This is a genomic window from Bacillus rhizoplanae (assembly GCF_917563915.1).
GTDB classification, from domain to species: Bacteria; Bacillota; Bacilli; order Bacillales; family Bacillaceae_G; genus Bacillus_A; species Bacillus_A rhizoplanae.
The window spans coordinates 48533-74947 of record NZ_CAKJTI010000001.1 but is presented as its reverse complement, the minus strand read 5'-3'; the positions used below and the strand labels follow the sequence as shown (position 1 = coordinate 74947).

The following is a 26415-nucleotide window of genomic DNA, read 5'->3' as shown; positions in this document are numbered from 1 at the left end:
AACAAAATTGCCGCTATTTCGATGTCGAAAACATCCCAAAACTTCGTTTAAATAACTCCCACCAGCTTGCTGCTGCGACATCCTCTTTCGCAACAATTGTCTGTTTGAGTAATACTTGATTATCTTTTTTTATGACAAGTGTACCTAAAGCATCTCCTTTTTTAATTGGAGCTTTTACTTTTTCCTCAGCAACTACTTCTTTTTTAATATTTTTCATCGTTTCTCCCTTTTTCATTAGTAGAGAAACATTGTCAGACGCAACTAAGTCGACAGTTTCTTTTTTTCCTTTTCCAACTTTTACTGTCTGAATTTTTTCGCCTCTTGTATACATTTTTTGTGTCATATATTGACTAAATGCATAATCAAGAAGCTTCGTTACTTCCGCATTACGTTCTTTTGATGTTGGAGATCCCATGATAACAGAAATGACGCGCATGCCATTTCGCTCTGCAGATGCTGTTAAACAATATTTTGCCTCTGTTGTAAAGCCTGTTTTCACGCCATCAACACCTGGATAGAACCGAACAAGCTTGTTTGTATTCACAAGCCAAAATTTCTTATCCGTATCTTCTCGTAAATAATCTTCATATTTACCTGTATATTTACGAATTAACGGGTATTTCATTAATTCCTTTGCCATAACTGCCATATCATATGCTGTTGAATAATGGTTCTTGGCTGGAAGGCCTGTTGGATTTTGAAAATGAGTATTTTTAAGTCCTAAATCTTTCGCTTTTCTATTCATCATGTCTACAAATCCTTCTTCTGACCCAGCAATATGTTCAGCAACTGCAACTGATGCATCATTTCCGGATGCAATTGCAATGCCTTTTAACATTTCATTGACTGTCATTTCTTCACCAGGCTCAAGGAAAATTTGTGATCCGCCCATAGAAGCTGCATGTTCACTCGTTCTCACTTTATCTTTCAGTGTTAACTTTCCTTTTTCAATTTGCTCCATAATGAGTAGCATGGTCATAATTTTTGTCATACTAGCAGGTGGCAACTTTTCATTTGGACTTTTTTCAAATAAAACTTTTCCCGTATCCTGTTCAATAACAATCGCTGACAATGCTTGTTCCGCTAGCTTTGGTTTTGTTTCCGCTTCTTTTTTCTCAGACTGCGCAAAACCAATTGGAACAGCGGAAAGCAATAACATGAAACAAACAAGTATTCCAATCAATCGCTTCATGACTAACCCTCCATTCTATATCACACCTATCTTTTCCAAATGAAGGGTTTTTATACCATCTTTTTCTAAAAATAGCATTGACAAACAAAAGTATGCTATATATTGTATTAAGTGTATTACGTTTAATAGTACACTTAAAAATTCATCAGGAAGGAGGCATTGCTCTTGCACATTCAACTTGATCCAAGAAGCAACACTCCGATATGGGAACAAATTGTTCACAACGTAAAGGAACTAGTTTTAAAAGCAATGCTCGCACCAAATGATAAACTCCCTTCTGTTCGGGAACTTGCCTCTTCACTCGTGGTAAATCCAAATACAGTGAGTAAAGCGTATCAAGAGTTAGAACGACAAGGAATTATTGAAACACTGCGAGGCAAAGGAACATTTGTATGCCAATCGATTACTCCAACACAAGATGAAAGGAAAATTGCTATGGTGGAAAAACAATTTCATCAATTATTACTAGAAGCTTCTTATCTCGGTATTTCAAAAGAAAAAATTCATGATTGGATTGATTCATACTATAAAGAATTAGGGGGAAATACTCATGCTGAAGGTGACAAACGTAAAGAAAACAATTGATAACCAAATCATATTAGAAGATATTTCATTTACTTTAAAAAAAGGAAGCATCGTCGGATTACTCGGAAGAAACGGAGCTGGAAAAACAACATTATTACGCACACTCGTTGGAATCTTAAATCCAGATGAAGGAACGGTTACATATAACGAGATTGACGTGCACAAACATCCTGAAGTAAAACAAGTGGTCGTATATGTTCCAGACTCTACAAATGTACTCAGCGGATATACAGTAAAAGAAATCGTAAAATTTTATAAGGCAGTCTATCATAATTTCAATGAAGACTATTTTTATAAACTACTAGAGCGCTTTAACTTACCAGAGAAACGCATTCGCAGCTACTCTCGCGGAATGAAAGCTTTGCTAGCAATGATTTTAGCTTTTTCTACTGGAGTAGAATATATAATTTTAGATGAGCCGACAAATGGACTTGATCCTATCGTAAAAAGACAGATTCTTCAGTTTTTAATCGAAGAAGTAGCAGAGCGAGAAATTACCATTCTCATTTCTACACATCACCTAGATGAAGTCGAAAAAATCGCAGACACAGTCATCATTTTAAAAGATCGTACAATTGCATCTATCACAGCTTTAGAAGATACAAAATCACGCTATGCAAAAATTCAAGTAGCTTACGAACGCTCACTACCACAAAAGCTAGTGAATTTATGTAATGTGAAAGTATTAAACCAAACAGGAAAAGTATATACCATCTTAATCGAAGGCAACGTAACAGCTACGTTAGAGAAATTTCATAAAGAGCAGCCGCTCTTATTAGAAGAGTTGCCAATGTCACTTGAGGATGTATTTGTTACGGCTTTCGAGGAGGGATCACATGTTTCATAAAGCGTTATGGATGCGAACGTATAAACAAGGGAAATATATTGTTCTATTGTTTTGGTTAAGTAGTTTATATCTGCTTCCTTATCAATATTACAGTGATGCACAAGCGCAGCTTAGACAATCAAAAATGAAATTCGATGATTATATATATTACTATTCTTATTCATTTTCAGGACCTGATATTGTCATAGTACAAGGCATACTTCTCATTGCACTTGCTTGCATCTTAATTGGCTGGGAACGCAATAATCAATCAACCGATTTTCTTTGGTCTATGCCTTTTCAAAGAAAAAGTATTTTTCTAACAAAATGGTTGTTTGGTATTTTCAATATCATTATCGTGAATTTTATTTGCTGGATTAGTATGTATGGAATTAAAAAAGTATCTTTTCATAATGCTTATCAAGATTTCAGTCCGTTCCATACTTATTTTATATACGCTACAATTTCGCTAATTGCTATCTATACATTTGCTTTATTCATTGGAACAATTACAGGGAATCTTTTTTCACAAGGTGCCTTAACCGCAGTCATTTTATTTCTTCCGTATGGCTTAGCACTATTATTGTCTGGATTTCTTTCTGCTCATATAGGGGATTCAAAAGAAGAACTCTATAAAATGGAAAATAAATTGGGAACATATTTAGCACCGACAAGTATAGTTGCACCGCTAGATACTTTTTATATTCAATACGATTACCACCCTCAAATGGAATTCGATCGATACGGGAATAAAATCTCCGAATCACCTACAGTAAATCCAATGAAACATACATCGATTCCATCTGCTTGGAAATTATTTAGCCCATTTATTTATATTGTTCTATTTTTACCAATTGCTATTGTCCTGTATATGCGATCTCCTAATGAACAAAATGGAAAAATATTATTGTTTCCACAGTTACAGAAATGGTTTATTGGCTGTACAGTCCTTTGCTTTGCGCTACTCGGCGGTCAAACATTGGGAGCAAACGTCTTATGGAGTTATTATATAGCCTTTTTAGGGACAGGGATTGTTAGTTATATCATTTTAACTCGCTTGCTTAAGTGGAATTTTTCTTTCAGTGGAAGATAACGATACTATTTTAAACAAGAAGAATATACGTATAATTTGAGGTGAATTACATGTTTCAGAAAGCATTGTGGATACGAAACTGGAAGCAAGGGAAGTATGTCATTGTGCTATTTTGGCTAAGTACGTTGTATCTCTTACCATATGAATATTATACGAATGCACAGCACAAAGCTAAGTACTTGTACGACACTACGGATACTTATTATTCATATCATTTGAGCGCAGACAGTCCTACATTTTTTCCTGCTCTACTATTAATTGGATTGGCTACCATATTAATAGGATGGGAACGTCATAATCAATCGATCGATTTTCTTTGGTCTATGCCATTTAAACGCTTCCACCTGTTTCTATCAAAATGGTTATTCGGTACGGTTCATATCGTAAGTGCACTTAGCGTAAGTTGGTTTCTTATGTATATCGTCTACAAAACTACGATACATTCTCAGTATCAATCATTTACGTTGTTTCATCTATACTTCGTGTATACGATTGTTACATTGATTGCGGTGTACACATTAGCTCTCTTTATCGGAACCATTACAGGAAACATTATCTCACAAAGCGCGCTAAGTTATATTATAATGGTTTTTCCCATTTATATTTTTCAGCTTGCGTTTCCTTTCTTTGCATTGCATGTTGATTTATCACAACAAGAATATAATAATGCTTATAATAAAAGTTCACTGTATACAGAAAACACAAGTATTATAGCTCCCCTTGCTCATTTCACTATTAACTACGACTATGATCCACATAGAGAAGCTATAAAAGATGAATATGAAAAAATACATGTAGGACCTACTTATCACCATGTTCCTTCTGCTTGGACACTATTAAGTCCTGCAATTTATATGCTCATTTGTCTTCCGCTAGGAGCTTATTTATATGCACGTTCACCAAATGAACATAATGGAAAAATATTGCTATATCAAAGACTTCATGTCTATTTCTCAATATGTACTTCCATTTGTTTCGGACTTCTTGGCAGCGAAATTTTCACTGATGGCAGTAAATCTATCCCGCTTCACTATACGTATTTTATAGGGTTTAGCATTTTGACATATGCCATTTTGCAACGAATGTTAAAACATAAACTTTCTTTATATGCAAAATAGCCTCCTAGTCAGGAGGCTATTTTCATAGTGTCGAAAAATAAACTTGTCACTATACACTTGCCCCTCTCCCCTCCTCTTTACAATTGAAAGAGGAGTTTTCATATGTACTATGTAGAACAGAACCTGAAAAAGTGAGCCGCACTGCGTTTGCTGCGCAAGTCTGGCATAGATTTAACTTACAAAAAAATAGAAGAAGAAAAGATAATCTACAACGTGCCCCCTTTATAGTAAAATATAAAAGTATATGAGACTGAATTTTTAGATATTTTATATGAACTAAAATAATTCTGAGCGTGAAAAAAGCAGATAAGGGGGAGAGTTACATGAGATCCATTGAAAAGGATACATTGTGGAAGCTTATAGAAGTATCAAGGGGTAAGCACCCAGCAACAGCTTGGATTACAGGAGGAATTGTGTTTAATGTATACACAGGAGAGCTGGAAAGAAAAGATATCGTTTTGTATGAAGATCGTATTGCTTATGTAGGAATACGGGAACCGCAAATTGATGAAAAAACGCAAATTATAGATGCATCCAGTTTTACGTTAGTTCCAGGATACATCGAACCTCATGCACATCCATATCAGTACTATAATCTTACTTCATTTGGAGAATTCGCTTTAAGCTTAGGTACAACGACTTTAGTGAATGATAATCTAATATTTTATTTAAATACAGATCAGAAAAATTTTGAATATTTAATGGATTACAGCAGTCATTTGCCTGTCAAAAATTATTGGTGGGCAAGGATGGATCCACAAAGCAACCACCCGGATATGTTAGCGAAATTCACGACTGAGCGCTTGGTCAGTTTGCTTCGTCATAAGCGGGTTATACAAGCTGGCGAATTAACTGCTTGGCCTGCTGCCTTGACTGGCGATGAAACTATACTTGAAGGAATAGCAGAAGCACGGAGGCTGGGCAAAAGAATTGAGGGGCATAACCCAGGAGCCTCCAGTGAAACCTTAAATGCTTTGGCAGCACTCGGTGTTACGGCTTGTCATGAAGCTATCACTGGAGAGGAAGTAATCAGAAGGCTTCGTTTAGGTATGTATGCAACTTTGCGTCACTCCTCTATACGTCCTGATTTGCCGGGCCTAATCAAAGATTTACAAGAGCTCAACTTTGATTTCTCTTCCGCTTCAAGGCTTATGTTAACAACAGATGGCTCCATGCCTCCGTTTCTTCAACATGGATTGATGGACTATCTTATTAAGATTTCTCTCGATAATGGTGTTCCTTTCCATGCCGCTTATCGGATGGCCACTTTAAATCCCGCAACATATTATGGATTGGATCAAGAAATCGGTGGAATCGCTCCGGGACGAGTCGCAGATATTCTATTTCTCGAGGATATAAGCAAGCCTTCCCCGGTCAAGGTTATAGCAAACGGACAGCTGGTTGTGACAAACGGACAACTCTTGAAGCCGTTTCCTGTATGTGATTGGCAACAATTGCAGTTTGAACCTATGCACATAGAATGGCGTGTTCAGCCGGAATGGCTAGATATGACCGCTGAAAACCCGGAAGTCCCTGTAATAGAAATGCTTAATGCGGTTATTACAAAATCCAGTCCCGAATCACTGCTGCTAAAACAAGGCATTATTGAGTTAGAAGCTAAAGAAGGATATTGTTATGTCAGTCTTATTGATCAAAAGGGAAAATGGGTTACTAACGGTATATTAAAAGGATTTGCCGATCACCTAGATGCTGTAGCGACAACCTACACAGCATCTCAAGATATCGTTGTTATAGGGCAAAAGAAAGAGATCATGGTGAAAGCTGTAAATCAACTACTCGATCAAGGGGGCGGTACCATATTAATGGAAGGGGAGGAAACCTTATTCAATTTGGAATTGCCGCTTGGAGGAAAAATGAGCAAGTTGCCCATGCATGAACTGATTTTAAAAACGACAGGGCTTGTGCAACTTCTAAAGGAAAGAGGACATCAGCATATCGATCCATTATACACAATGTTCTTTTTAACATCGACCCATTTACCAGCTGTACGTTTAACAGCTGAAGGAGTATATTCTATTAAAGAGAATGCAGTTGTGTCTTCGGTTAAGAGAATGAAGAGTGACTATTTTGTAAGATAAAGTGAAACCTCCATCAAGTGGGGGTTTTTCATCCCCAAATGATGGTTAGTTGAACCAATCGGGCGCATGCCAGCAGTTATCCCCCACCTATCTTCTTCGCTTCTCTCTACATCTTGAGGCGGGGGTCTTACTGCCCGCGAATAGCGGGATAAACAACGTGAAAATAGCCTCCTAGTCAGGGGGCTATTTTGCATTTTTTCGTCTTTCGCTATATGTCTTCTCTTCGTCTGTCCCAAATCCATCATCGTTTGTCACGATTTGATCTGTCGGTGCGACAACACTTTCAGCAATTTTCCAGTCCCCATACTCTTGTACAAATACTTGTAAAAAGTAATTTATTCCATTTAGTTGGTATGGATTTTCTTTTTTCACATCATACTGCACAGCTAAATAGTACACTTGTACATTTTCTTTTCCGAATTTTGACACATACTGAGAAACTCGCGGAATATAAACAGAAGCTTTGGCCAGTGAAATTTGTTTTACCTTTACGAGGGAGGAATGTTTTATGTTATGTAAAGTATCTTGATGATGAATGTTATCACTATGATGAAACAAAACAGAAGTTTGCATCGAGCGCATCCATAATTGTGAGTATAAAACAGGCTTATGATTTGAGATATATTCTAGTTCTTTTTGTACAATTTGATTTGGAGACGCTGCACTTATCTCCATACTGTAACATAGTAAACATATACCGATAATTCCAAAAGAAACAATACGTTTCATAGTCTGCCTCCTATTCCATATAGGTAAAGTATAGGAATGTAGGTCTGTTTTTATGCAGCGCATCCGTTCTGTAGTATGATGAAGCCATAAAAAATAGAAAAGCAAAAATTGCTTTTCTATTTTTCATAGAACTCTGCCAAAGAGCTCTAATACCATTTCAATTTCTTGATCGCTCCAGTCCTGGAACTTCTCTCTATAATATTCTTTTCGAACATTTTCAAGCTTTTCGGCAACATCTTTCCCGGTATCCGTAATTTCTAAATAAACAATGCGCCTGTCTGAATCAGAGCGCTTTCTCGTTACAAGCCCCTTACGAACAAGACGATCTGTAACCGCTGTAATATGACTCGATGTAACATTCACTTCACTTGCAATTTGCGATGCCATTTGCGGGCTTTTCCAATATAATGCACGCAGTACAGAAAATTCATTCCATGGCATATGCTCAGAAAAGAGTTCATTAATATCATTTTGTAATAAACGAATCATTTTCCGAAAGGAGATAGATAAGTCTAAAATAAGTGCTTCTCGTTTTTCGTTCACTGTTCTCGACCCTTTTTTATAATATTTACACATATTATAATGCATAAATACCTTAATTGTATATATTTTCTTTCTACTTAGATTTTCCACTATATTTCTAAATTTAAGGACAAAGTGGACTCACTTCTTTCATATAAATAGAGAAAGGAAGGTGAACAGTTATGCAAATTGGAATGCCTCTATATTCACATGAATTACGTAATGGCAAAGAAGCAACTGTTACTGTACAAGGTGAAGGTGTCGTAAAAGCAAAACCTGATGTTGTCGTGTTAACAATTGGTGTTCGTACTGAAGGTACAAATGTAAAGCAAGCACAAGAAGAAAATGCTGCTCTTTCTACTAAATTACTTGATTCTTTGAAACAACTTGGAATTACAGAGCAAAATATCAAAACGCTTTCTTACACCATTACACCGCAATATGAATACGTGAACGAAAAGGCTATGTTACGCGGTTATCAAGTTGAGCATTTATATGAAATTATTGTGTTGAATGTACAAAAAGCAGGGGAAGTATATGAAGCAGCTGTAGCAAACGGGGCAAATGTCGCCAAAGGACTTGTATTTCGCGTTTCAGAGCCTAATGCTTATTACAAACAAGCATTAGTACTCGCTGTGCAAAATGCCCAAGAAAAAGCAAGGACGATTGCTAGTACATATAATCTAAATGTAAATCCCATTCCCATTTCTGTCGTTGAAGAGTCCTCTCATATGCCGCGGGAATTTGTTGCTTATTCCGCTGTCCATAGCGGTGCTCCTCCTATCCAATCAGGAGAATTGGAAATCATTTCGACTGTCCGTGCTATTTTCACCTATATTTAATTGTACATCTAGTAAAAAAGAAAACGTTCTCATTTTTTTATTGTAAAAACCTTTCGTTTTGTTATAATAATAGACGGTGAGCCCTGCATAGGGATATCACGGGCGGGAGAGGGATATGAAAAAGAAGGTTTAACATGAAAGGAATCCTTGAAAAAACATTTAAATTAGACCTACATCACACATCGCCAAAACAAGAAGTAGTTGCTGGTGTAACATCATTTTTCACGATTGTTTATATTATGATTGTGAATGCATCTATTTTATCAGATGCTGGTATTCCCCTTGAAGCAGGAATTTTGGCAACTGTATTTAGCTCATTTATCGGCTGTCTATTGATGGCATTTTGGGCAAATGCACCGGTGATTCTTGTACCAGGTATGGGAGTAAATGCGTTTTTCACGTACACAGCTGTGCATACGCTTGGTTTAACTTGGCAAGAAGCATTAGCAGCTGTCTTTATCGCTGGTATTATTTTTACAATTACCGCGTTTACACCTATTGCTCGTACACTTTCTACTGCAATTCCAAAGTCGTTAAAAGAAGCGATTACTGTCGGTATCGGGCTATTTTTAGCATTTATCGGCTTGCAAAAAGGTGGCATTGTCGTTGCGAATTCGAACACTGCTGTTGCATTAGGAAATTTAGGTAGTCCCGTTGTTCTAGCTACACTGCTTACGCTTATTGTTGCATTAGTTTTATTTATTCGTAATGTACGTGGAAACTTTTTATGGACCATTGCAATTGGAACCGGAATTTCCTGGTTATTTGGTATTGTTGATACAAGTCAAGTTGGCAATAGTTCATTTTCATTTGCTAACTATGGTGATGTTTTTGGTGCAATGTCGTTTGGGAAACTGACTTCTTTACCATTTTTAATTGCAACGTTCTCATTGAGTATGGTACTCATTTTTGAAAACATGGGGCTTTTGCACGGTTTATTAGAAGATCAGCGTAAATTCCCTCGTGCTTATCAAGCAAATGCAATTTCAGCGATGACATGCGGGCTATTTGGCACAAGTCCAACTGTTTCTACAATAGAAAGTGCTGCTGGTATTACAGCGGGCGGCAAGACAGGTCTGACGTCTATCGTCACTGGCGGATTATTCTTTGCCTCATTGTTTGCTTTACCGTTTGTAAAGTTAATTCCAGATAGTGCAATCGCTCCAATCTTAATTATTATTGGCGGTTTAATGATTACAAACATTCAACAAATTCCTCTGAACGATTTTTCAGAAGGATTTCCAGCGTTTTTAATTATCGTTATGATTCCGCTCACATATAGCATTGCTGATGGTATTGCTTTTGGATTCATTGCATATCCAATCTTAAAAGTAGCACTTGGTAAACATAAAGAAGTTGCAAAACCTCTTTATACTATCACGTGTCTCTTCTTACTCATGTTTGTGTTACATGCCATCGGCTAAATAAAAAACGCTGGGAATTCCCGGCGTTTTTTATTATCCCGCTATTCGCAGGCAATAAGACCACCACCTCAAGATGTAGAGAGAAACGAAGAGGATAAGTGGCGGACAACTGCTGGCATGTGTCCGGTTGGTTCAACTAACCATCAGTGGGGGAGAAAGCCCCTACTGATGAAAGTTTCACTTTATTTAAACCAGCCCTTCTTATAAAACCATACCATCATGCCACCACCAATAAGAGCCATTATGGCTAAACAAATATAATAACCATACTCCCACTTTAACTCTGGCATATTGTCAAAATTCATTCCATATACACCAACAATAAATGTTAATGGCATGAAAATGGTTGAAAAAACCGTTAACGTTTTCATAATGTTATTCATATGATGAGAGTTTAGCGAAAAGTAACTATCGCGAATATCAGCTGTCAGTTCTCGGCTTGTTTCAATCATCTCAGACAATTTTAACAGGTGATCATAAATATCTTTAAAATAAATTTCATGATCATTCACACCATGAAAACGCGTTGAATTTAAAATACGATACAATAAATCGCGCATTGGTACAATTGTTCTTCGTAATTTTGATAAATCAGAGCGAATATCAAATACCTCTTCTAATACAGTACTTGCTATATCCCCTGTTAAATTGTCATCAATTGCATTTAAATGATCTTCAATATAATATACCGGAGCAAAATAATCATCGACAATTTGGTCAATAATTGTATGCGTTACATGAAGAGTGCTTCTCTTTATACGTTGTCTTTCCCCAAGTTTATTCCATGCTCGTTCAATCGCCTTATTGTGCGAAAAGTGAAAGGATACAACAAAATGATCACTAACGAATAAATCAATTTCATGCGGCTCTAATCCATCTTCACTAAAAGCATGAAGAACTAAAAAGTGATACCCTTCATAAAAGTCAACCTTTGGCCTCTGTACATATTCTAAACAATCTTCAATCGCAAGGGGATGGAATTTGAAATAGTCTTGTAAAATATATGTATACTCTTCTTTCGTCGGTTTACATAAATCTAGCCAAAACCACACAATATCTTCTCGCTTTGTTTCTTCTAATGACAAATCATATAATACTTCATTTTCTTTTGTTACTGCACAAATTCTTATCATAGTTTCACCCATTATTATTATAAGCAAAAAAAGCTAAAGAGAAAACTCCATAGCTTTTTTTATACTGCTGATTAGCATTTCACTTTATCTTATTTCTCTACAATGCCATGTACTAACTTTGGTGCATCTACATGCTCTGCAGATACCTTCATGTTTTCGTAAATTTTTTGTTTTACGTCTTCTACATTTTCACGGTTCGCGTAAATTGTTACAAGCGATTCACCTTTCTTCACGCTATCGCCCACTTTTTTACGAAGCATAAGTCCAACTGCTAAATCGATTTCAGATTCTTTCGTTGCACGACCTGCTCCTAAAAGCATTGCTGCTGTTCCAATTTCATCTGCAACGATTTCAGATACATATCCATCTTCTTTTGCCTCTACTTCAATCTTATATTGTGCTTGTGGCAATTTAGAAGGATCATCTACAACTGAAGCGTCGCCGCCTTGTGCTGCTAAGAACGTTTTAAATGCTTCTAGTGCTTTTCCGTTGTTCATGACTTCGATTAGCTTTTCACGCGCATTTTCTAAAGAAGAAGCATGTCCAGCTAGGTACACCATTTGACTTCCAAGCGTTAAACATAAATCTTCTAAGTCTTTTGGCCCTTTTCCTTGCAATGTATCAATCGCTTCTTTCACTTCTAAAGCGTTACCGATTGCCTCACCAAGCGGCTGACTCATATCAGAAATAACTGCCATTGTTTTACGGCCAACATTGTTACCGATGCGAACCATTGCTTCAGCTAATTGCTTCGCGTCCTCGTCCGTTTTCATAAATGCACCCGCACCTGTTTTGACATCAAGAACGATTGCATCCGCACCAGCTGCAATTTTTTTACTCATAATAGAGCTTGCAATTAACGGAATAGAGTTTACCGTTGCCGTTACATCACGAAGTGCATATAACTTTTTGTCAGCAGGTGTTAAGTTTCCGCTTTGACCAATAACAGCAATTTTATTTTCATTTACAAGACGAATAAATTCCTCGTTTTCAATTTCTACATGAAACCCCGGAACTGCTTCTAATTTATCAATCGTACCACCTGTATGCCCAAGACCACGACCAGACATTTTCGCAACTGGTACACCTAAAGCAGCCACTAATGGACCTAACACAAGCGTAGTTGTATCACCAACACCACCTGTTGAATGTTTATCTACTTTTACTCCTTCGATCGCTGATAAATCAATTGTATCGCCGCTATTTACCATTGCCATCGTTAAATCAGCACGTTCCTGCTCATTCATATCTTGGAAGAAAATTGCCATTGCAAGTGAACTCATTTGGTAATCTGGAATATCACCATTTGTGTAGCCTTCAATGATAAAATTAATTTCTTCTGTCGTTAATGCTTTGTCATCACGTTTTTTTGCAATTAGGTCCACCATTCTCATTGTGAACTCACCCCTTCATTTGTTTTACAATTGCTTTTACAAGTGCTAAGAAGTTTGCTTTTACACGCTCTGTTGTTTCAATTACTTCATCATGATGAAGCGGCTGATCTAAAATTCCAGCTGCCATATTTGAAATACAAGAAATACCAAGTACTTTCATACCAGCATGACCAGCGACAATAACTTCTGGGACAGTTGACATTCCGACTGCATCACCGCCAATTGTACGAATCATACGAATTTCTGCAGGTGTTTCATATACAGGACCTGTCATCGCAACATATACGCCTTCTTGTACTTTAATATTTAAATCAGCAGCAACTTGTTTTGCCATTTTACGAAGGTCTTTACTGTATGCTTCAGACATATCAGGGAAACGTACACCCATCTCAGAATCATTTGGTCCGATTAATGGATTGTGTCCCATAAAGTTAATGTGATCTGAAATTAACATTAAATCGCCTGGCTCAAATGATGTATTTACACCACCGGCTGCGTTTGTAACGATAACTGCTTCTACTCCTAACTCTTTCATAACACGAACTGGGAATGTTACTTTTTGCATATCATATCCTTCATAGTAATGGAAACGACCTTGCATTGCTACAACTGTAACACCTTGAAGTGTACCAAATACAAGTTGACCAGCATGGCCTTCTACAGTAGATACAGGAAACTCAGGAATTTCACTGTACGGTACAGCTACTGCATTTTCGATTTCATCAGCTAATACACCTAGACCTGAACCAAGGATTAACCCTACTGTTGGTGTTTCTTGAAATTTCCCTTTTAAATATGTAGCAGATTTTGAAATTAACTCGCGATTCATTTGATATTCCTCCTTATTTATCTAACTCGTTCAAAAAGCTTTTTCCGTATTTCGGCATTGTTACACCGAAGTTTTCTGCAACTGTGGCACCGATATCAGCAAATGTTTGACGAAGCGGTAATTCTTTTCCGCCATCTTTCATGCTTGGACTATATGCTAATAATGGTACATATTCACGTGTATGGTCTGTACCGTGGTGAATTGGGTCATTACCATGGTCAGCTGTAATAATTAACAAGTCGTCTTCTTTTAACTTCTCAAGTACTTCAGGAAGACGTGCATCATATTCTTGCAGTGCATCTCCATAACCTTGAGGATCACGACGATGACCGAATAGTGCATCAAAGTCAACAAGATTTACAAAGCTTAAACCTGTAAAGTCCATATTCACTGTATCTGCAAGCTTATCCATGCCATCCATGTTAGATTTTGTACGAAGAGATTGCGTTACACCTTCTCCATCATAAATATCAGAGATTTTACCAATTGCAATAACATCATAGTCACTATCTTTTAATTCATTCATTACCGTACGACCAAATGGTTTTAGTGCGTAATCATGACGGTTTGGCGTACGTGTGAAGTTTCCTGGCTCCCCAACGAATGGACGAGCAATCACACGACCTACCATATATTTTTCATCAAGTGTTAACTCACGTGCAATTTTACAAATGTTATATAGTTCTTCAAGCGGTACAACTTCTTCATGAGCAGCAATTTGTAATACGCTATCAGCAGATGTGTACACAATTAATGCGCCAGTTTCCATATGTTCCTGTCCAAGTTCATCCAAAATTCCCGTTCCAGAAGCTGGTTTATTCCCAATAATTTTACGTCCTGTTTTCGCTTCTAACTCATCAAGTAATTCTTTCGGGAACCCTTCTGGGAATACTTGAAACGGTGTATCAATGTAAAGACCCATAATTTCCCAATGGCCTGTCATTGTATCTTTTCCCATAGATTTTTCTTGCATTTTTGTATAATATGCAAGTGGCTTCTCTGCTTTTGCAATCCCTTTCATTTCACGGATGTTACCAAGACCTAATTTCATCATGTTTGGCATTTGTAATCCGTTCATATGCTCTGCAATATGGCCAAGTGTGTCAGAACCTTTATCGCCATATTTCTCAGCATCTGGTGCTTCTCCAATTCCTACGGAGTCCATTACGATAAGAAAAATACGTTTATATTTATTCACAGCTGTAACCTCCTATATATGCTACTTATGTAGTATGTTCAAATCGATGTAAAAACTTCCCTTTTCTCCCAAGTCAGATGTCAGACATCTCCTGTTGCTATCATAACATGTTTACGCTTTCCTTTTAAGAAATTTTTATTACATTTCTTATTTTTTTCACATTTTCATTGTAATCTATTCTACCTAGAAGCGCTAATGAAACCGATATATATTTCTCGACATACAAATAAAAAAACAGCTCTTTAAAAGAGCCGTTTTTTTATTTCACTTCAACTGTTTCTTCTTTATGATCATGAAGATCACCTTTTCTCACATGAACCTTCACTGTATATGTTCCTACTTCTTTAAATGTATAAGTACTTGTATACTCGCCTTTGTTACCTTCTTTTGCTGGAATAAACTCATGCTTTTCTGCACCGTCTTTCCAAATTTCAAGTTGAACTTCCGCACCAGTTAATGCTTCTTCTTTTTGTTTTACATGTACTTTCATTGTAGACTCTGTATTTGCTTTTACGCCGTCTGCCATCAAGTGAATCATTGTACCGTCATGGCCTTCCTCATGATGACCATCTGTTTCTTTTTTTGTATCCTCAACTTTTGCATTTCCAACAGCCACTTTTACTTCTGGCATCACATGCATATCACGTGCATTTGTATGTGCGATAATATGATAAACACCATCAGATGGGAATGTTTTATCGATTGCATAAACACCGTTACCTTTATTCTTCGCGTCTAGCATTTCTTTTTTCTCTTCACCATCTTTCCAAATTTCAAACTTTACATCATCTGCATCTGTTACTTTTTCTTTCCCTTGTGTAACAGTTGCTTGTACTTCTACTTTTTCATTCGGCTTTAATGTTTCAGGGTTCGTTTTTATTTCTACCTTTACTTCTTCAAGCGACTTATTCTTTTTCGTTGTCTCGTCCGATTTCGTATTACAACCAGCTAACGCTAGCATTGTGATAAATAATGTAATTAAAAGTTTTTTCATCATAACTTCCTCCTTCTTCCTATCTTAGTATAGAGGAAATATACGTTCATATTCTAGCCTTCTGCTGAAAACAATGTACGAAATGTTTGTGAAGTTTTTGTGAAGTGCTTTCATTTTATCCCGCTATTTTGGGGCAGTAAGACCCCGACCTCAAGATTAAAAGAGAAGCGAGGAAGATAGTTGGGGAATAACTGCTGGCATGTGCCCTATTGGTTCAACTAACTATCAGTGGGGGATGCCTCCCCACTGATGGAAGTTTCACTTTATAATAAGTAAAAGGGCATGAACACTCATGCCCTTGGATGAAACTGTTTATATACATCTTTTAATCTAGCTTTTGAAACATGTGTATAAATTTGTGTTGTCGAAATATCAGCATGGCCAAGCATTTCTTGTACTGCCCTTAAATCTGCTCCATTCTCTAATAAGTGCGTTGCAAAGGAATGGCGCAATGTATGCGGTGTAAGTTCTTTTTGAATATTTGCTTCTTGTGCAAGCCTTTTTAAAATCTTCCAAAACCCTTGGCGAGATAAACGGTTTCCATGATGATTTAAAAAGAGTGCTTCGACCATTTTCTTTCCTAAGAGTTCCGGTCTTCCTTTTTCAATATAATACTGAATCGCTTCTGTCGCTAAACTACCGAGAGGGATAATTCTCTCTTTATTTCCCTTTCCGACGCAACGAACAAAGCCCATTGTTAAATGTACATCTGATAAGTTTAATTCAATTAATTCAGAAACACGTAATCCTGTTGCATATAATAACTCTAACATAGCCTTATCACGAATCCCAAATGCACTCGTTCTTTTCGGTATTTGCAATAGTGCTTCTACCTCATTAATCGATAATACTTTTGGTAATTTACGCTCACCTTGAGGCGTTTCAATATGTACAGACGGGTCATGTTCCACAACACGTTCACGCAATAAAAATTGATGAAACGACCGTACAGATGCAATGTGACGTGCCATCGTTTTCGAAGATTTCCCATTATCTTTTAGATGATGTAAAAAGTTCACAATATGCATGCGCGCTACATCATGAAAAGATGTGATTTGTTCTACTTTTTGTAAATACTTCGTATAACTTTTTAGATCACGCTCATATGATACAACTGTATTTTGAGCTAATCCTTTTTCAACAACCATATAATGAATAAAGTCTTGTAATTGATCTTCCAATCTTCTCTACTCCCCATTTTCATAGAAAAAAATCATTCTGTTGACGAAAGCATCTTTCACAGGCTCCTCTGTTTCAGATACTTTTTCTACCATTTCTTCTTTAGGCTTTTCATAACGATGATAACTTTCATACTCTTCATTTATCCATAGTATAGCGAAATAAAACAAAATGGTACAACTAATAAACAATAAAAATACTTTCGTACCATCAAAAATAACTTTAATTGCTCGGCTCATTGTAAATTCCTCCAAAATTTATGTTATTACAACATATGCCAAGCTTTTCATCATTTATACCTAATTATGAAAACTCCCGCCACTTCTCTCGCTAAAATCTTAAGTCGGGGAGTCTTACCTATTTGTAATAAAAAAACCTCTTCCTAACTAAATAGGAAAAGGTTAACTTTCTTCTGTTAATTTTTCTTGACACTTCTCACAAATACCATGGAACGTTAAACGATGGTCTTTGACTTTAAAGCGCCACTCATTTTCTACTCTTTTTTCTACTTCACAAAGTAAATCTTCTTGAATTTCTTCTACTGCACCACATTCTGTACAAATTAAATGATGATGAAAACGTGATGCACCTTCTTGTCTTAGATCATAGCGCGAAACACCGTCACCGAAATTAATCTTGTCGACAATCTTTAACTCGGATAATAATTCCAAAGTCCGATAGACGGTTGCAAGTCCGATCTCTGGCGACTTTTCTTTTACAAGGAGGTAAACATCTTCCGCGCTTAAATGGTCTTCTTCATTTTCTAGCAGCACGCGAACCGTAGCTTCACGTTGTGGTGTTAACTTATAACTCGCTGCATGCAATTGCTTTTTAATTCGATCAATTCTTTCTTCCATTCGGTACTACTCCCTCCCTCGCCACTCTTACCCCATTATATCAGAAGAAGGGAAACTGTCAAAAGAAAAATAATCAAAATTACTTGATAATAATTATCAAAATATAATTATTTTTTGTTAATAGTCTCCATGACTTGTTTCATAAAAATTGGCGATGCATAAGCTTCAATCCCTGAAGCAATCGCTAGCGCTGCACCGATAATAAGAAAAAAGCAAGTGTAGCGGATAAAAAGTGGTAATAGAGGCTCATTTACTTTTCGAATAAATTGATGACGAATCATGCGCAAGGAAAAGCTAGCGGCGATCGTCGTCATAATAAGAAATGTTGGGATAATAATTAAATTTTGTGGAAGTACAGCCACAAATGCTAATAATAAGCCGTTCCAACCAAGTTGACTTACTAAGAAACCTACTGTAAATCCAACAACCACTCCTTTTAAAAATAATAAAATAAAAATAAGAGGCAAACCAATAATGGAAATACCTAAAATCCAAATAAAACCAATATATTTCAGTTGTGATAAGTAGCTTTCACGAAACATCTCACCTGCATTTGCAAATTGCCCTTTGGAAACTTGTCCAAAAAAACGACTTAAATAAAAATACAAATCTTGTTTTTGACTTATTTGTAAACTATTCACAAGGATCGCTCCAAAAATAACTCCCATTAATAAAAGGACAGCTACAAATACATATAATGAAGCGTGTTCCTGTACATGATATGTTACACGATCTTGCCAAGACGATTTCCTCAGCATATTACGTCCCCCCGTTCTTCCTCTTACTAAAATGTATGATAGAAAGAAAAAAGTATGACGAATTAGCATTGAAATTCCACGCCACTTTGCTAAACTTAAAGGTAGAGAATAGGAGGGATTTCTTTTGAAACAACTATTATTAGATTTTCCAACATTATTTCAGACCGAGCGCCTGCAGGTGCGTAAACCGTTCCCCGGCGATGGAGCAGAAGTTTATGAAGCAATTCAAACTTCTTTAGAGGAACTACAGCCATGGATGTCTATTGCACATGAAACTGAAGAAACGGCAGAAGCAGCAGTTAGAGCCGCTCATGGAAAATTTTTACTTCGAGAAACATTACCGTTTCATCTATATGATAAAACAACAGGTACATTCATCGGGGCACTCACACTTCACCCAGAAAACTGGGATATTCCAAAGTTTTCTATCAGCTTCTGGCTTCATAGCTCTTACACAAAACAAGGGTATATGACAGAAGCATTAAAAGGGGCTATTCAATTCGCCTTCGATAAACTCAGAGCGAAACGACTTGAAATTCGCTGTGATGCCAATAATACAAATGCACGATTAGTAGCAGAGCGCCTGGAGTTTATTCTAGAAGGTACGCTAGAAAATGACTTCCTTGCTCCTGATGGTAGTTTACGTGATACATGTGTATATGCAAAAATACAATAAAGTGAAACTTCCTTTTGTGAGACGTTTTTCCTCACAAAAGGTTAGTTGAACCAATCGGGCGCATGCCAGCAGTTATCCCCTACCTATCTTCTTTGCTTCTCTCTGAATCTTAAGGTGGAGGGCTTATTGCCCGTTAATGCGGGATAAAAAAAGAGACGCTACAGCTAGTCATCTTCAAATTTCACAAAAATAAACACTCGCATAAAGCGAGTGTTTATTTTTTCAATTGTAAATATTGAATTGCAAACATTGTCTTTGCATCATGAATACGTTGCTCTTTTATTAGTTGCAGCGCTTCTTCTAATGATACTTCCATTAACTCAACAAACTCATCCTCATCAAGATCCGCTTTGTCTTCCTTCTTCTTCAAACCAGTCGCTTCATATACATATACAATTTCATCTGCAAACCCTGGTGATGTGTAGAATGACGTAATGAGCTTCATGTTATCACATATGTACCCTGTTTCTTCCTCTAATTCACGAATTGCTGTTACTTCAGGTTTTTCTCCCTGCTCTAACTTTCCAGCAGGAATTTCTACAAGCGCTTTTTCCATCGCTTTGCGATACTGTTCAACTAACACAATTTTCTCGTCATCTGTAATTGCAATAATCGCTACCGCACCAGGATGCTTCACAATTTCACGTTTACTCGTCTCACCATTTGGCAATACTACTTCATCAACACGAACTTTAATTACTCTTCCATCAAAAATAGGCTCAGTCGCAATCGTTCTTTCTTCAAGATTACTCATAAGACTTCATCTCCCTGTTCTATTTCCTAGTCTTTCTTCATACATTCTAGCACATTGAAAGGAGCGAGACGAAAATGAAAGTGTATATTTTACCAAATCGAGTAACGTTAGTCGGAAAAGCTTGGGAAATTCGTCATATGCTAAAACAATATGAACAACGTTATAAAACTGTTCATGACTGGATTACAAATACACAAAGGTAAAGTGTTTGTGAAACTCCTTACGCTTTCGTACAATAAAAGTAAGGAGGGAATTATGAAAACACGTAAATTAGGAAATTCAGATTTATATGTAAGTGAAATTGGACTTGGATGTATGTCACTTGGGACAAATGAAACAGAAGCCATTCAAATCATTCATGAAGCGTTAGATTTAGGTATTAATTTTTTAGATACAGCCGATTTATACAATTATGGATTAAATGAAGAGTTTGTTGGAAAAGCGTTACAAGGAAAACGAGAGCAAGTTGTACTTGCTACAAAAGTTGGGAACCGCTGGACAGAAGAAAAAAACGGTTGGTCTTGGGACCCTTCTAAGGCATATATAAAAGAGGAAGTAAAAGAAAGCCTGCGCCGATTAAAAACGGATTATATCGATTTATATCAGCTACATGGCGGAACAATTGAAGATAATATTGACGAAGTCATTGAAACATTTGAAGAACTAAAACAAGAAGGAATCATTCGTCATTACGGGATTTCTTCCATCCGTCCTAATGTCATTCGCCAATATGCAAAGCGTTCTAATATGGTAAGTGTTTTAATGGAATATAACATATTAAACCGCCGCCCAGAAGAATGGTTCCCATTCTTGCAAGAACACAATATTAGCGTCATTACCCGCGGTCCACTCGCAAAAGGCTTATTAACTAGTAACAATGAACAAAAATTAGCTAAAGTGAAAGAAAAAGACTATCTCTCTTACAATTACGATGAAGTAAAACACATCGTATCTCGTGTGAAAGAAATAACAAATGAGCGCTCTCTAACAGAAACCGCGCTTCAATATTGCCTACATACTCCGACAATTGCAGCTCTCATTCCAGGTGCAAGCTCAATTGACCAATTACGTGAGAACATAAAAGCAGGCACTACAAATTCATTGACAGACGAACAATACAAAAACATACAAGCACTTGTAAAATTTGATAAATATGAATCTCACCGATAAAAAAAGCTACCGAAAAATCGGTAGCTTTTTTACATCGTATCGTATTTCTCTGGATTTGTTCCTGAACGCTTATTACAATCTAGTTTATCAATTTGCTGTACTTCTTCTTCCGTTAATGAAAAATCGAAAACATGAAAATTCTCTGCAATGCGAGAAGGTGTAACAGATTTTGGAATTGTTACAATCCCACTTTGAATATCCCAGCGTAAAATAACTTGAGCAGGTGTTTTCCCATATTTTTTAGCAATCTCTTGAATAACCGGATGTTCAAATACCTCTCCGCCTCGCATAAGCGGACTCCATGCCTCCATTTGAATTTGTTCTTGCTGACAAAAATTGCGAAGTTCAAATTGTGCTAACATCGGATGAAGTTCGACTTGATTCACCATTGGTTTAATATGACAATTCGCCAATAAATGTTTTAAATGATGAATATGGAAGTTTGACACACCAATCGCACGTACTTTTCCTTCTTCATACAATTTTTCAAGAGCGCGATATGTATCCACATACTTTCCACGTATTGGCCAATGGATTAAATATAAATCTACATAATCCATCTGTAACTTTTTTAAACTTGTTTCGAATGCTTTAAGCGTCGTTTCATATCCTTGTTCATCGTTCCATACTTTCGTTGTAATAAAAAGCTCTTCACGAGCAATTCCAAATTCACGAATCGCCTCTCCGACACCGCTTTCATTTTCATAAATAGTAGCTGTATCAATTGCACGGTATCCGACCTCTAACGCAGTCTGTACCGCTCGTTTTACTTCCTCTCCTTCTTTTGCTTTATATACTCCTAAGCCTAACATTGGCATTTTCACACCGTTATGAAGTGTTGTTGTTGGAATTTGCATAAAAAACTCCTCCTTTACTCCATTTCAACAAGAAAAAAATAAAAAGTCAAAAAAAAAGCGATTTGTTTACATAATCTTGTTATGTTAAGAAACTAGAAGGAAGTATATAAATACAAATTGAAAAACCGACTTAAATAACTATTTCTTTTTAGATGGGCAAGAGCATTTGGCCATGCATAAAAGCGGTCAGGGCCTTTTCCTGCCACATGCAAGAGTGAAAACAAAAGGAGAAAGCAAGTGCAGGTCATGTTTTCTTCTACATAGCAGCGGCCTCTATGTTAAAAAATTAAAATGGATTTATATATTGTTGTTTCATTTTATATAAACAACCTTTTCTCGCTTTTTTCAAAGAGTAATTTCTTGCTTTCTTCATCCTTTTATCTTACAGTGTAAGCGTAAAACAAAATACACAAAGTAGAGGGAAAAAGATGAAAGCTCTTGTATTTAACACATTTGGAGAACCAGAAGTATTACAATATAAAGAAATCCCTAATCCTGTTATCGGACCTAATGACATTCTTGTAAAAATGACAGCAATTGGCTTAAATTTTGCCGATGTTTATAGAAGAAAAGGAAATTATCACCTTGCTGGTCAACCACCATACATTTTAGGTTACGAAGGCGCTGGAATTGTAGAAATGGTAGGAAATAATATTACGACCATAAAGCAAGGAGATTCTATTGCATTTGCAGATGTTCCATATGCAAATGCAGAGCTTGTAGCAGTTCCAATAGAGAAAGCAATTCCACTTCCTAATCATATTTCACATGAAACAGCTGCTTCTATTTTACTGCAAGGTTTAACAGCTCACTACTTAACTCGCGATAGCTATGCAGTAAAGGAAGGAGACATTGTACTCGTACACGCTGCTGCCGGTGGTGTAGGACAACTTCTTGTACAAATTATCAAATTACTAGGCGGTAAAGTGATTGCGCTTACCTCTTCTATGCAAAAAGCAAAAGCTGCCGAAGAAGTTGGCGCAGACTGGACCTTTTTGTATGAGGATGACTGGAAACAGAAAGTCATCCATGCGACTAACGGAAAAGGTGTAGATGTCGTATATGAATCTGTTGGTTCTACGTTGATGGATAGCTTTGAAGCAACACGTATTGGGGGAACCGTTGTTTTTTACGGAATGGCAGGAGGCGATCCAGCGCCTGTAGACCCGCGCATGCTTATGGATACATCTAAGGCGTTAACCGGCGGTGATCTATGGAATGTACTCACTTCTCATAAAGAGCGTGTTCTTCGTTCTGAAGAGCTGTTTACATGGATTCAACAAGGAAAAATCAAGTTATCCAAGCCAACTACATTTTCCTTAAACGAAGGCGCAAAAGCACATCATTATTTAGAAAGTAGAAAAAGCACAGGGAAAATTTTATTACTTCCATAAAATAATTATAAAAATAACGTGCCACACATATATGGCACGTTATTTTTTCTTCATCTATTCTCCTTTATATTCGTTTCTTATTTAAAATCTTTCCATGACAAACTACTTTCACCTAATAATTCTTCAAATGATTTATTTTTTTCGCGCTCACGCTGTTCTTTACGCTTTCTCTCTAACTCTATTTCTTTTTTCTGCTCTTCTTGCTCTTTTAGCTCTTTTTGTTTACTTTTCAGCTGCTTCATTAATGCTTCGTTCAATTGGTCTCCAATTGTTACTGTTTCCTTTTCCATCTTCATTCCTGTTTGTGCTTGCTTTTGTTTTTTTTTCGCCATAACCAGATCACCTTTTACTTTTTTTCTTTATTATAGTAGAAAGTGCAATTTACCAGCAACCACAAGAGCTGTATCTGTATCTCTATTAAGTTGCGCGAATCCCAGCTCCAATTCCACATGAAAATGCAAAACAGTTAATCATCCATAATTAATGATTTATTTTCTATATAAAAATAAAAAGAAGGAGTTTTATAAATTTTCTTAAAATATAGAATTTTATATAGATTGTTTTCTCATAATCTATTAAAATGATGTCGTATGATGTCAGATTTATATAAAGGGGAGAAACAAAAAACATGTGGAGAAAAATTATACCTGCAGTTGCTGTTTTGAGTACAGTCACATTTTCAAGTGTATTTGCAGCTCAACCAACTTCTATACCAACACAAGAAAATCGTTACATTGATGTTCAAATGCTGGGCATTAATGACTTCCACGGTCAATTAAACACAGTAAAAAAAATAAACAATAAGGAAGCAGGTGGCGTCGATTACTTAGCTGCATACTTGCGAGATCGCGAAAAACAAAATCCAAATACGCTACTTGTTCATGCCGGAGATGCAGTTGGAGCAAGTCCACCAATTTCTGCTTTATTACAAGATGAGCCAACAATTGATATTTTCAATGATCTTGGATTTGATGTTGCAACAATTGGAAACCATGAATTTGACGAAGGTATAGACGAAATGCGCCGCCTTATTTACGGTGGATATCATGAAAAAACTGGAAAATTTAAAGGTGCTCAGTTCCCTTACGTTGCAGCCAATGTCTATAATAAGACAACGGGACGCTTATTTTTACCGCCATTTACAGTAAAAATGGTACAAGGAGTTCCAGTCGGCTTTATTGGTGTCCTCACAACAGAAACACCAAGCATCGTTATGCCTAAAATGGTTGAAAACGTAAAGTTCACAGATGAAGTAGCAGCAATTAACAAGTCTGCACAACAATTAAAACGATTAGGTGTAAAAGCAATTGTTGTATTAGCACACAATCCTGGTACAACGGATGATAAAGGAATTACAGATGGGGATCTCGTTCGTTTAGCTCAAAATACCGATCCAGAAGTCGATGTCATTTTTGGCGGCCATAACCATGCATATGTAAATGGAACTGTAAATGGAAAACTTCTTGTACAAGCTTATTCGTACGGTACAGCTTTCGCAGACGTTGACTTAAAAATTGATAAGAAAACAAAAGATATTGTAGAGAAAAAGGCTGAGATTGTTACAACATTTCACGATGGCATTCAACCTGATCCACAAATTAAGAAAAAAGTCGAGCAGTATGCTGAAAAAGTCGCTCCACTTGTAAATGAAGTTGTCGGTAAAGCTGCAACTGCTTTAGACAGAAAAGAATCACCTGCTGGAGAGACAACACTTGGTAACTTAATTGCAGATGCACAGCGCAGTGCGATGAACGGACAAATTGCTCTTATGAATCCTGGCGGTATTCGCAACGATTTAGATGCAGGAGATATTACATGGGGAGAACTATATGGCATTCAGCCTTTTGGCAACCAATTAATAAAATCAACATTGACTGGAAAAGATATTCGGGACATTTTAAATCAGCAGTGGCAAAAAGATAAAACACGTATGCTCCAAATCTCTGGCATCACGTACAAATGGGACGCTAACAAAGCAGTTGGTGAAAAAGTAATTGATGTAAGCTTATCAAACGGCGAAGCCCTTGTTGATTCGCAAACATATACTGTCGTAGCGAATGCCTTTTTAGCTTCTGGCGGGGATGGTTTTGTTTCATTTAAAAATGGAACAAATACAGAAACAGGACCAAATGATTTAGATGCGTTAGTAGATTATGTGAAGCAGGCAAAATCACCGATCGAAGCAAAAATTGAAGGGCGTGTTCAAAAAATAAATTAGCCGTTATAGCATACAACTTTCATAAGTGGAAGAAATCAAGCTTCTACAGGAAGTTCTTCTTTTAAATCTTACTGCCTGCAAATAGCAGGATAAAAGCGGGAAATCCCGCTTTTATTATCCTTCACGATATCTTTCTAAATATTCTTTCAGTGCAATTTCTACAAGTTTAGACTTATGCACACCATTTCTAACAGAAAAACAATCTAATTGTTCTAATACTTGTTTAGAAAGAGAAAATGTACGTTTTTTTTTCTCTTCTTGTTCCACGGACGTGATACGTATTCCATATTCGCGTTTTTGCAACAACTCATAAATATGTTGCAATTGCTCATAAATGAGGCGCTGATAATCTATTTTTTCCTGCTGTAGACTTACAGCTTCTTTTAATTGTAAATGACGAGGCTCTTCCCCTTCTCCAACAAATACCCTTTTTTTCTGCTCACTATCATATCCATATCCGAGTAATCGTAATTTTTTTGATAGTGTATATGGACTCATTTCCAGTCGTTTCGCAACAATTGCTATCGGTTCATGATTATTTAAACGATCAATAATTTCACCAATTTCCACCTCC

Annotated in this window: 28 protein-coding genes; 12 read left to right on the top strand and 16 right to left on the bottom strand. The window is 36.7% G+C overall.

What is annotated here, in order from left to right:
- Nucleotides 1–13: 13 nt before the first annotated feature.
- Complete coding sequence (locus tag LRP84_RS00410; RefSeq protein ID WP_230573271.1) at nt 14–1192, bottom strand: D-alanyl-D-alanine carboxypeptidase family protein; 1179 nt, start codon at nt 1190–1192, stop codon at nt 14–16.
- A 165-nt stretch (nt 1193–1357) separates the two neighbouring features.
- On the opposite strand from LRP84_RS00410, the gene LRP84_RS00405 reads away from it, so the two are divergent.
- The 5 genes from LRP84_RS00405 to LRP84_RS00385 all read left to right on the top strand — a co-directional run bounded on the left by LRP84_RS00405 (nt 1358) and on the right by LRP84_RS00385 (nt 6913).
- Nucleotides 1358–1777, top strand: a complete 420-nt coding sequence (locus LRP84_RS00405; protein WP_230573270.1) for a GntR family transcriptional regulator — start codon at nt 1358–1360, stop codon at nt 1775–1777.
- On the top strand, nt 1743–2624 hold the full coding sequence (locus LRP84_RS00400; RefSeq protein WP_230573269.1) for an ABC transporter ATP-binding protein: 882 nt from the start codon (nt 1743–1745) through the stop codon (nt 2622–2624). The genes LRP84_RS00405 and LRP84_RS00400 overlap by 35 nt, the downstream gene beginning before the upstream one ends.
- A complete protein-coding gene (locus tag LRP84_RS00395) occupies nt 2614–3696 on the top strand; it encodes an ABC-2 transporter permease (RefSeq protein WP_230573268.1) in 1083 nt (360 codons plus the stop codon). The genes LRP84_RS00400 and LRP84_RS00395 overlap by 11 nt, the downstream gene beginning before the upstream one ends.
- A gap of 50 nt (nt 3697–3746) precedes the next feature.
- Nucleotides 3747–4814 carry an ABC transporter permease gene (locus LRP84_RS00390; protein WP_230573267.1) on the top strand — a complete coding sequence of 356 codons (1068 nt, stop codon included), beginning with the start codon at nt 3747–3749 and terminating at the stop codon, nt 4812–4814.
- A 323-nt stretch (nt 4815–5137) separates the two neighbouring features.
- Nucleotides 5138–6913, top strand: a complete 1776-nt coding sequence (locus LRP84_RS00385) for an adenine deaminase C-terminal domain-containing protein (RefSeq protein WP_230573266.1) — start codon at nt 5138–5140, stop codon at nt 6911–6913.
- A gap of 183 nt (nt 6914–7096) precedes the next feature.
- Here the strand turns inward: LRP84_RS00385 and LRP84_RS00380 are convergent, their stop codons facing one another.
- Complete coding sequence (locus LRP84_RS00380; RefSeq protein WP_230573265.1) at nt 7097–7642, bottom strand: hypothetical protein; 546 nt, start codon at nt 7640–7642, stop codon at nt 7097–7099.
- 123 nt (nt 7643–7765) lie between these two features.
- On the bottom strand, nt 7766–8185 hold the full coding sequence (locus LRP84_RS00375) for a MarR family winged helix-turn-helix transcriptional regulator (protein ID WP_141525087.1): 420 nt from the start codon (nt 8183–8185) through the stop codon (nt 7766–7768).
- 161 nt (nt 8186–8346) lie between these two features.
- On the opposite strand from LRP84_RS00375, the gene LRP84_RS00370 reads away from it, so the two are divergent.
- The gene (locus LRP84_RS00370) at nt 8347–9006 is read left to right on the top strand and encodes an SIMPL domain-containing protein (protein WP_230573264.1); all 660 of its coding nucleotides are present in this window, start codon (nt 8347–8349) and stop codon (nt 9004–9006) included.
- A gap of 134 nt (nt 9007–9140) precedes the next feature.
- Nucleotides 9141–10430: an NCS2 family permease gene (locus LRP84_RS00365; protein ID WP_230573263.1), complete on the top strand. Its 1290-nt coding sequence runs from the start codon at nt 9141–9143 to the stop codon at nt 10428–10430.
- Nucleotides 10431–10612: 182 nt separating this feature from the next.
- On the opposite strand, the gene corA is transcribed toward LRP84_RS00365, so the two are convergent.
- The 9 genes from corA to spoIIM all read right to left on the bottom strand — a co-directional run bounded on the left by corA (nt 10613) and on the right by spoIIM (nt 18772).
- Nucleotides 10613–11575 (bottom strand): magnesium/cobalt transporter CorA, encoded by a 963-nt coding sequence (gene corA / locus LRP84_RS00360; RefSeq protein WP_230573262.1) that lies wholly within the window; start codon nt 11573–11575, stop codon nt 10613–10615.
- Nucleotides 11576–11652: 77 nt separating this feature from the next.
- On the bottom strand, nt 11653–12957 hold the full coding sequence (locus tag LRP84_RS00355; protein WP_230573261.1) for a pyrimidine-nucleoside phosphorylase: 1305 nt from the start codon (nt 12955–12957) through the stop codon (nt 11653–11655).
- A gap of 7 nt (nt 12958–12964) precedes the next feature.
- Nucleotides 12965–13786 (bottom strand): purine-nucleoside phosphorylase, encoded by an 822-nt coding sequence (locus LRP84_RS00350; RefSeq protein WP_230573260.1) that lies wholly within the window; start codon nt 13784–13786, stop codon nt 12965–12967.
- 13 nt (nt 13787–13799) lie between these two features.
- Nucleotides 13800–14984 (bottom strand): phosphopentomutase, encoded by a 1185-nt coding sequence (gene deoB, locus LRP84_RS00345; protein WP_302850556.1) that lies wholly within the window; start codon nt 14982–14984, stop codon nt 13800–13802.
- 259 nt (nt 14985–15243) lie between these two features.
- The gene (locus tag LRP84_RS00340; RefSeq protein ID WP_230573259.1) at nt 15244–15981 is read right to left on the bottom strand and encodes a FixH family protein; all 738 of its coding nucleotides are present in this window, start codon (nt 15979–15981) and stop codon (nt 15244–15246) included.
- Nucleotides 15982–16268: 287 nt separating this feature from the next.
- Entirely contained in the window at nt 16269–17159 is an 891-nt protein-coding gene (xerD, locus tag LRP84_RS00335) for a site-specific tyrosine recombinase XerD (RefSeq protein ID WP_230573258.1), read from the bottom strand.
- A 6-nt stretch (nt 17160–17165) separates the two neighbouring features.
- The gene (locus tag LRP84_RS00330; RefSeq protein WP_230573257.1) at nt 17166–17396 is read right to left on the bottom strand and encodes a YqzK family protein; all 231 of its coding nucleotides are present in this window, start codon (nt 17394–17396) and stop codon (nt 17166–17168) included.
- Between the two features lie 162 nt (nt 17397–17558).
- Complete coding sequence (fur, locus tag LRP84_RS00325) at nt 17559–18014, bottom strand: ferric iron uptake transcriptional regulator (RefSeq protein ID WP_098310673.1); 456 nt, start codon at nt 18012–18014, stop codon at nt 17559–17561.
- Between the two features lie 107 nt (nt 18015–18121).
- Nucleotides 18122–18772, bottom strand: a complete 651-nt coding sequence (gene spoIIM, locus LRP84_RS00320; protein WP_230573256.1) for a stage II sporulation protein M — start codon at nt 18770–18772, stop codon at nt 18122–18124.
- 124 nt (nt 18773–18896) lie between these two features.
- On the opposite strand from spoIIM, the gene LRP84_RS00315 reads away from it, so the two are divergent.
- Nucleotides 18897–19448 (top strand): GNAT family N-acetyltransferase, encoded by a 552-nt coding sequence (locus LRP84_RS00315; protein ID WP_230573255.1) that lies wholly within the window; start codon nt 18897–18899, stop codon nt 19446–19448.
- A gap of 214 nt (nt 19449–19662) precedes the next feature.
- Here the strand turns inward: LRP84_RS00315 and LRP84_RS00310 are convergent, their stop codons facing one another.
- A complete protein-coding gene (locus tag LRP84_RS00310; protein ID WP_230573254.1) occupies nt 19663–20202 on the bottom strand; it encodes an NUDIX hydrolase in 540 nt (179 codons plus the stop codon).
- A gap of 74 nt (nt 20203–20276) precedes the next feature.
- Here LRP84_RS00310 and mciZ point away from each other — a divergent pair, with 74 nt between their 5' ends.
- Nucleotides 20277–20405 (top strand): Z-ring formation inhibitor MciZ, encoded by a 129-nt coding sequence (gene mciZ, locus LRP84_RS00305; RefSeq protein WP_230573253.1) that lies wholly within the window; start codon nt 20277–20279, stop codon nt 20403–20405.
- Nucleotides 20406–20457: 52 nt separating this feature from the next.
- Nucleotides 20458–21372, top strand: a complete 915-nt coding sequence (locus LRP84_RS00300) for an aldo/keto reductase (protein ID WP_230573252.1) — start codon at nt 20458–20460, stop codon at nt 21370–21372.
- Nucleotides 21373–21401: 29 nt separating this feature from the next.
- Here the strand turns inward: LRP84_RS00300 and LRP84_RS00295 are convergent, their stop codons facing one another.
- A complete protein-coding gene (locus tag LRP84_RS00295; RefSeq protein WP_230573251.1) occupies nt 21402–22229 on the bottom strand; it encodes an aldo/keto reductase in 828 nt (275 codons plus the stop codon).
- A gap of 428 nt (nt 22230–22657) precedes the next feature.
- Between LRP84_RS00295 and LRP84_RS00290 the strand changes: the two genes are divergently transcribed.
- Nucleotides 22658–23623, top strand: a complete 966-nt coding sequence (locus LRP84_RS00290) for a quinone oxidoreductase family protein (protein WP_230573250.1) — start codon at nt 22658–22660, stop codon at nt 23621–23623.
- Between the two features lie 77 nt (nt 23624–23700).
- On the opposite strand, the gene LRP84_RS00285 is transcribed toward LRP84_RS00290, so the two are convergent.
- A complete protein-coding gene (locus LRP84_RS00285; RefSeq protein ID WP_230573249.1) occupies nt 23701–23955 on the bottom strand; it encodes a YqkE family protein in 255 nt (84 codons plus the stop codon).
- Nucleotides 23956–24251: 296 nt separating this feature from the next.
- On the opposite strand from LRP84_RS00285, the gene LRP84_RS00280 reads away from it, so the two are divergent.
- Nucleotides 24252–25841, top strand: coding sequence for a bifunctional metallophosphatase/5'-nucleotidase (locus tag LRP84_RS00280; RefSeq protein ID WP_230573248.1), 1590 nt, complete (start codon nt 24252–24254; stop codon nt 25839–25841).
- 114 nt (nt 25842–25955) lie between these two features.
- On the opposite strand, the gene LRP84_RS00275 is transcribed toward LRP84_RS00280, so the two are convergent.
- A complete protein-coding gene (locus tag LRP84_RS00275) occupies nt 25956–26411 on the bottom strand; it encodes a ribbon-helix-helix domain-containing protein (RefSeq protein WP_230573247.1) in 456 nt (151 codons plus the stop codon).
- Nucleotides 26412–26415: the final 4 nt, after the last annotated feature.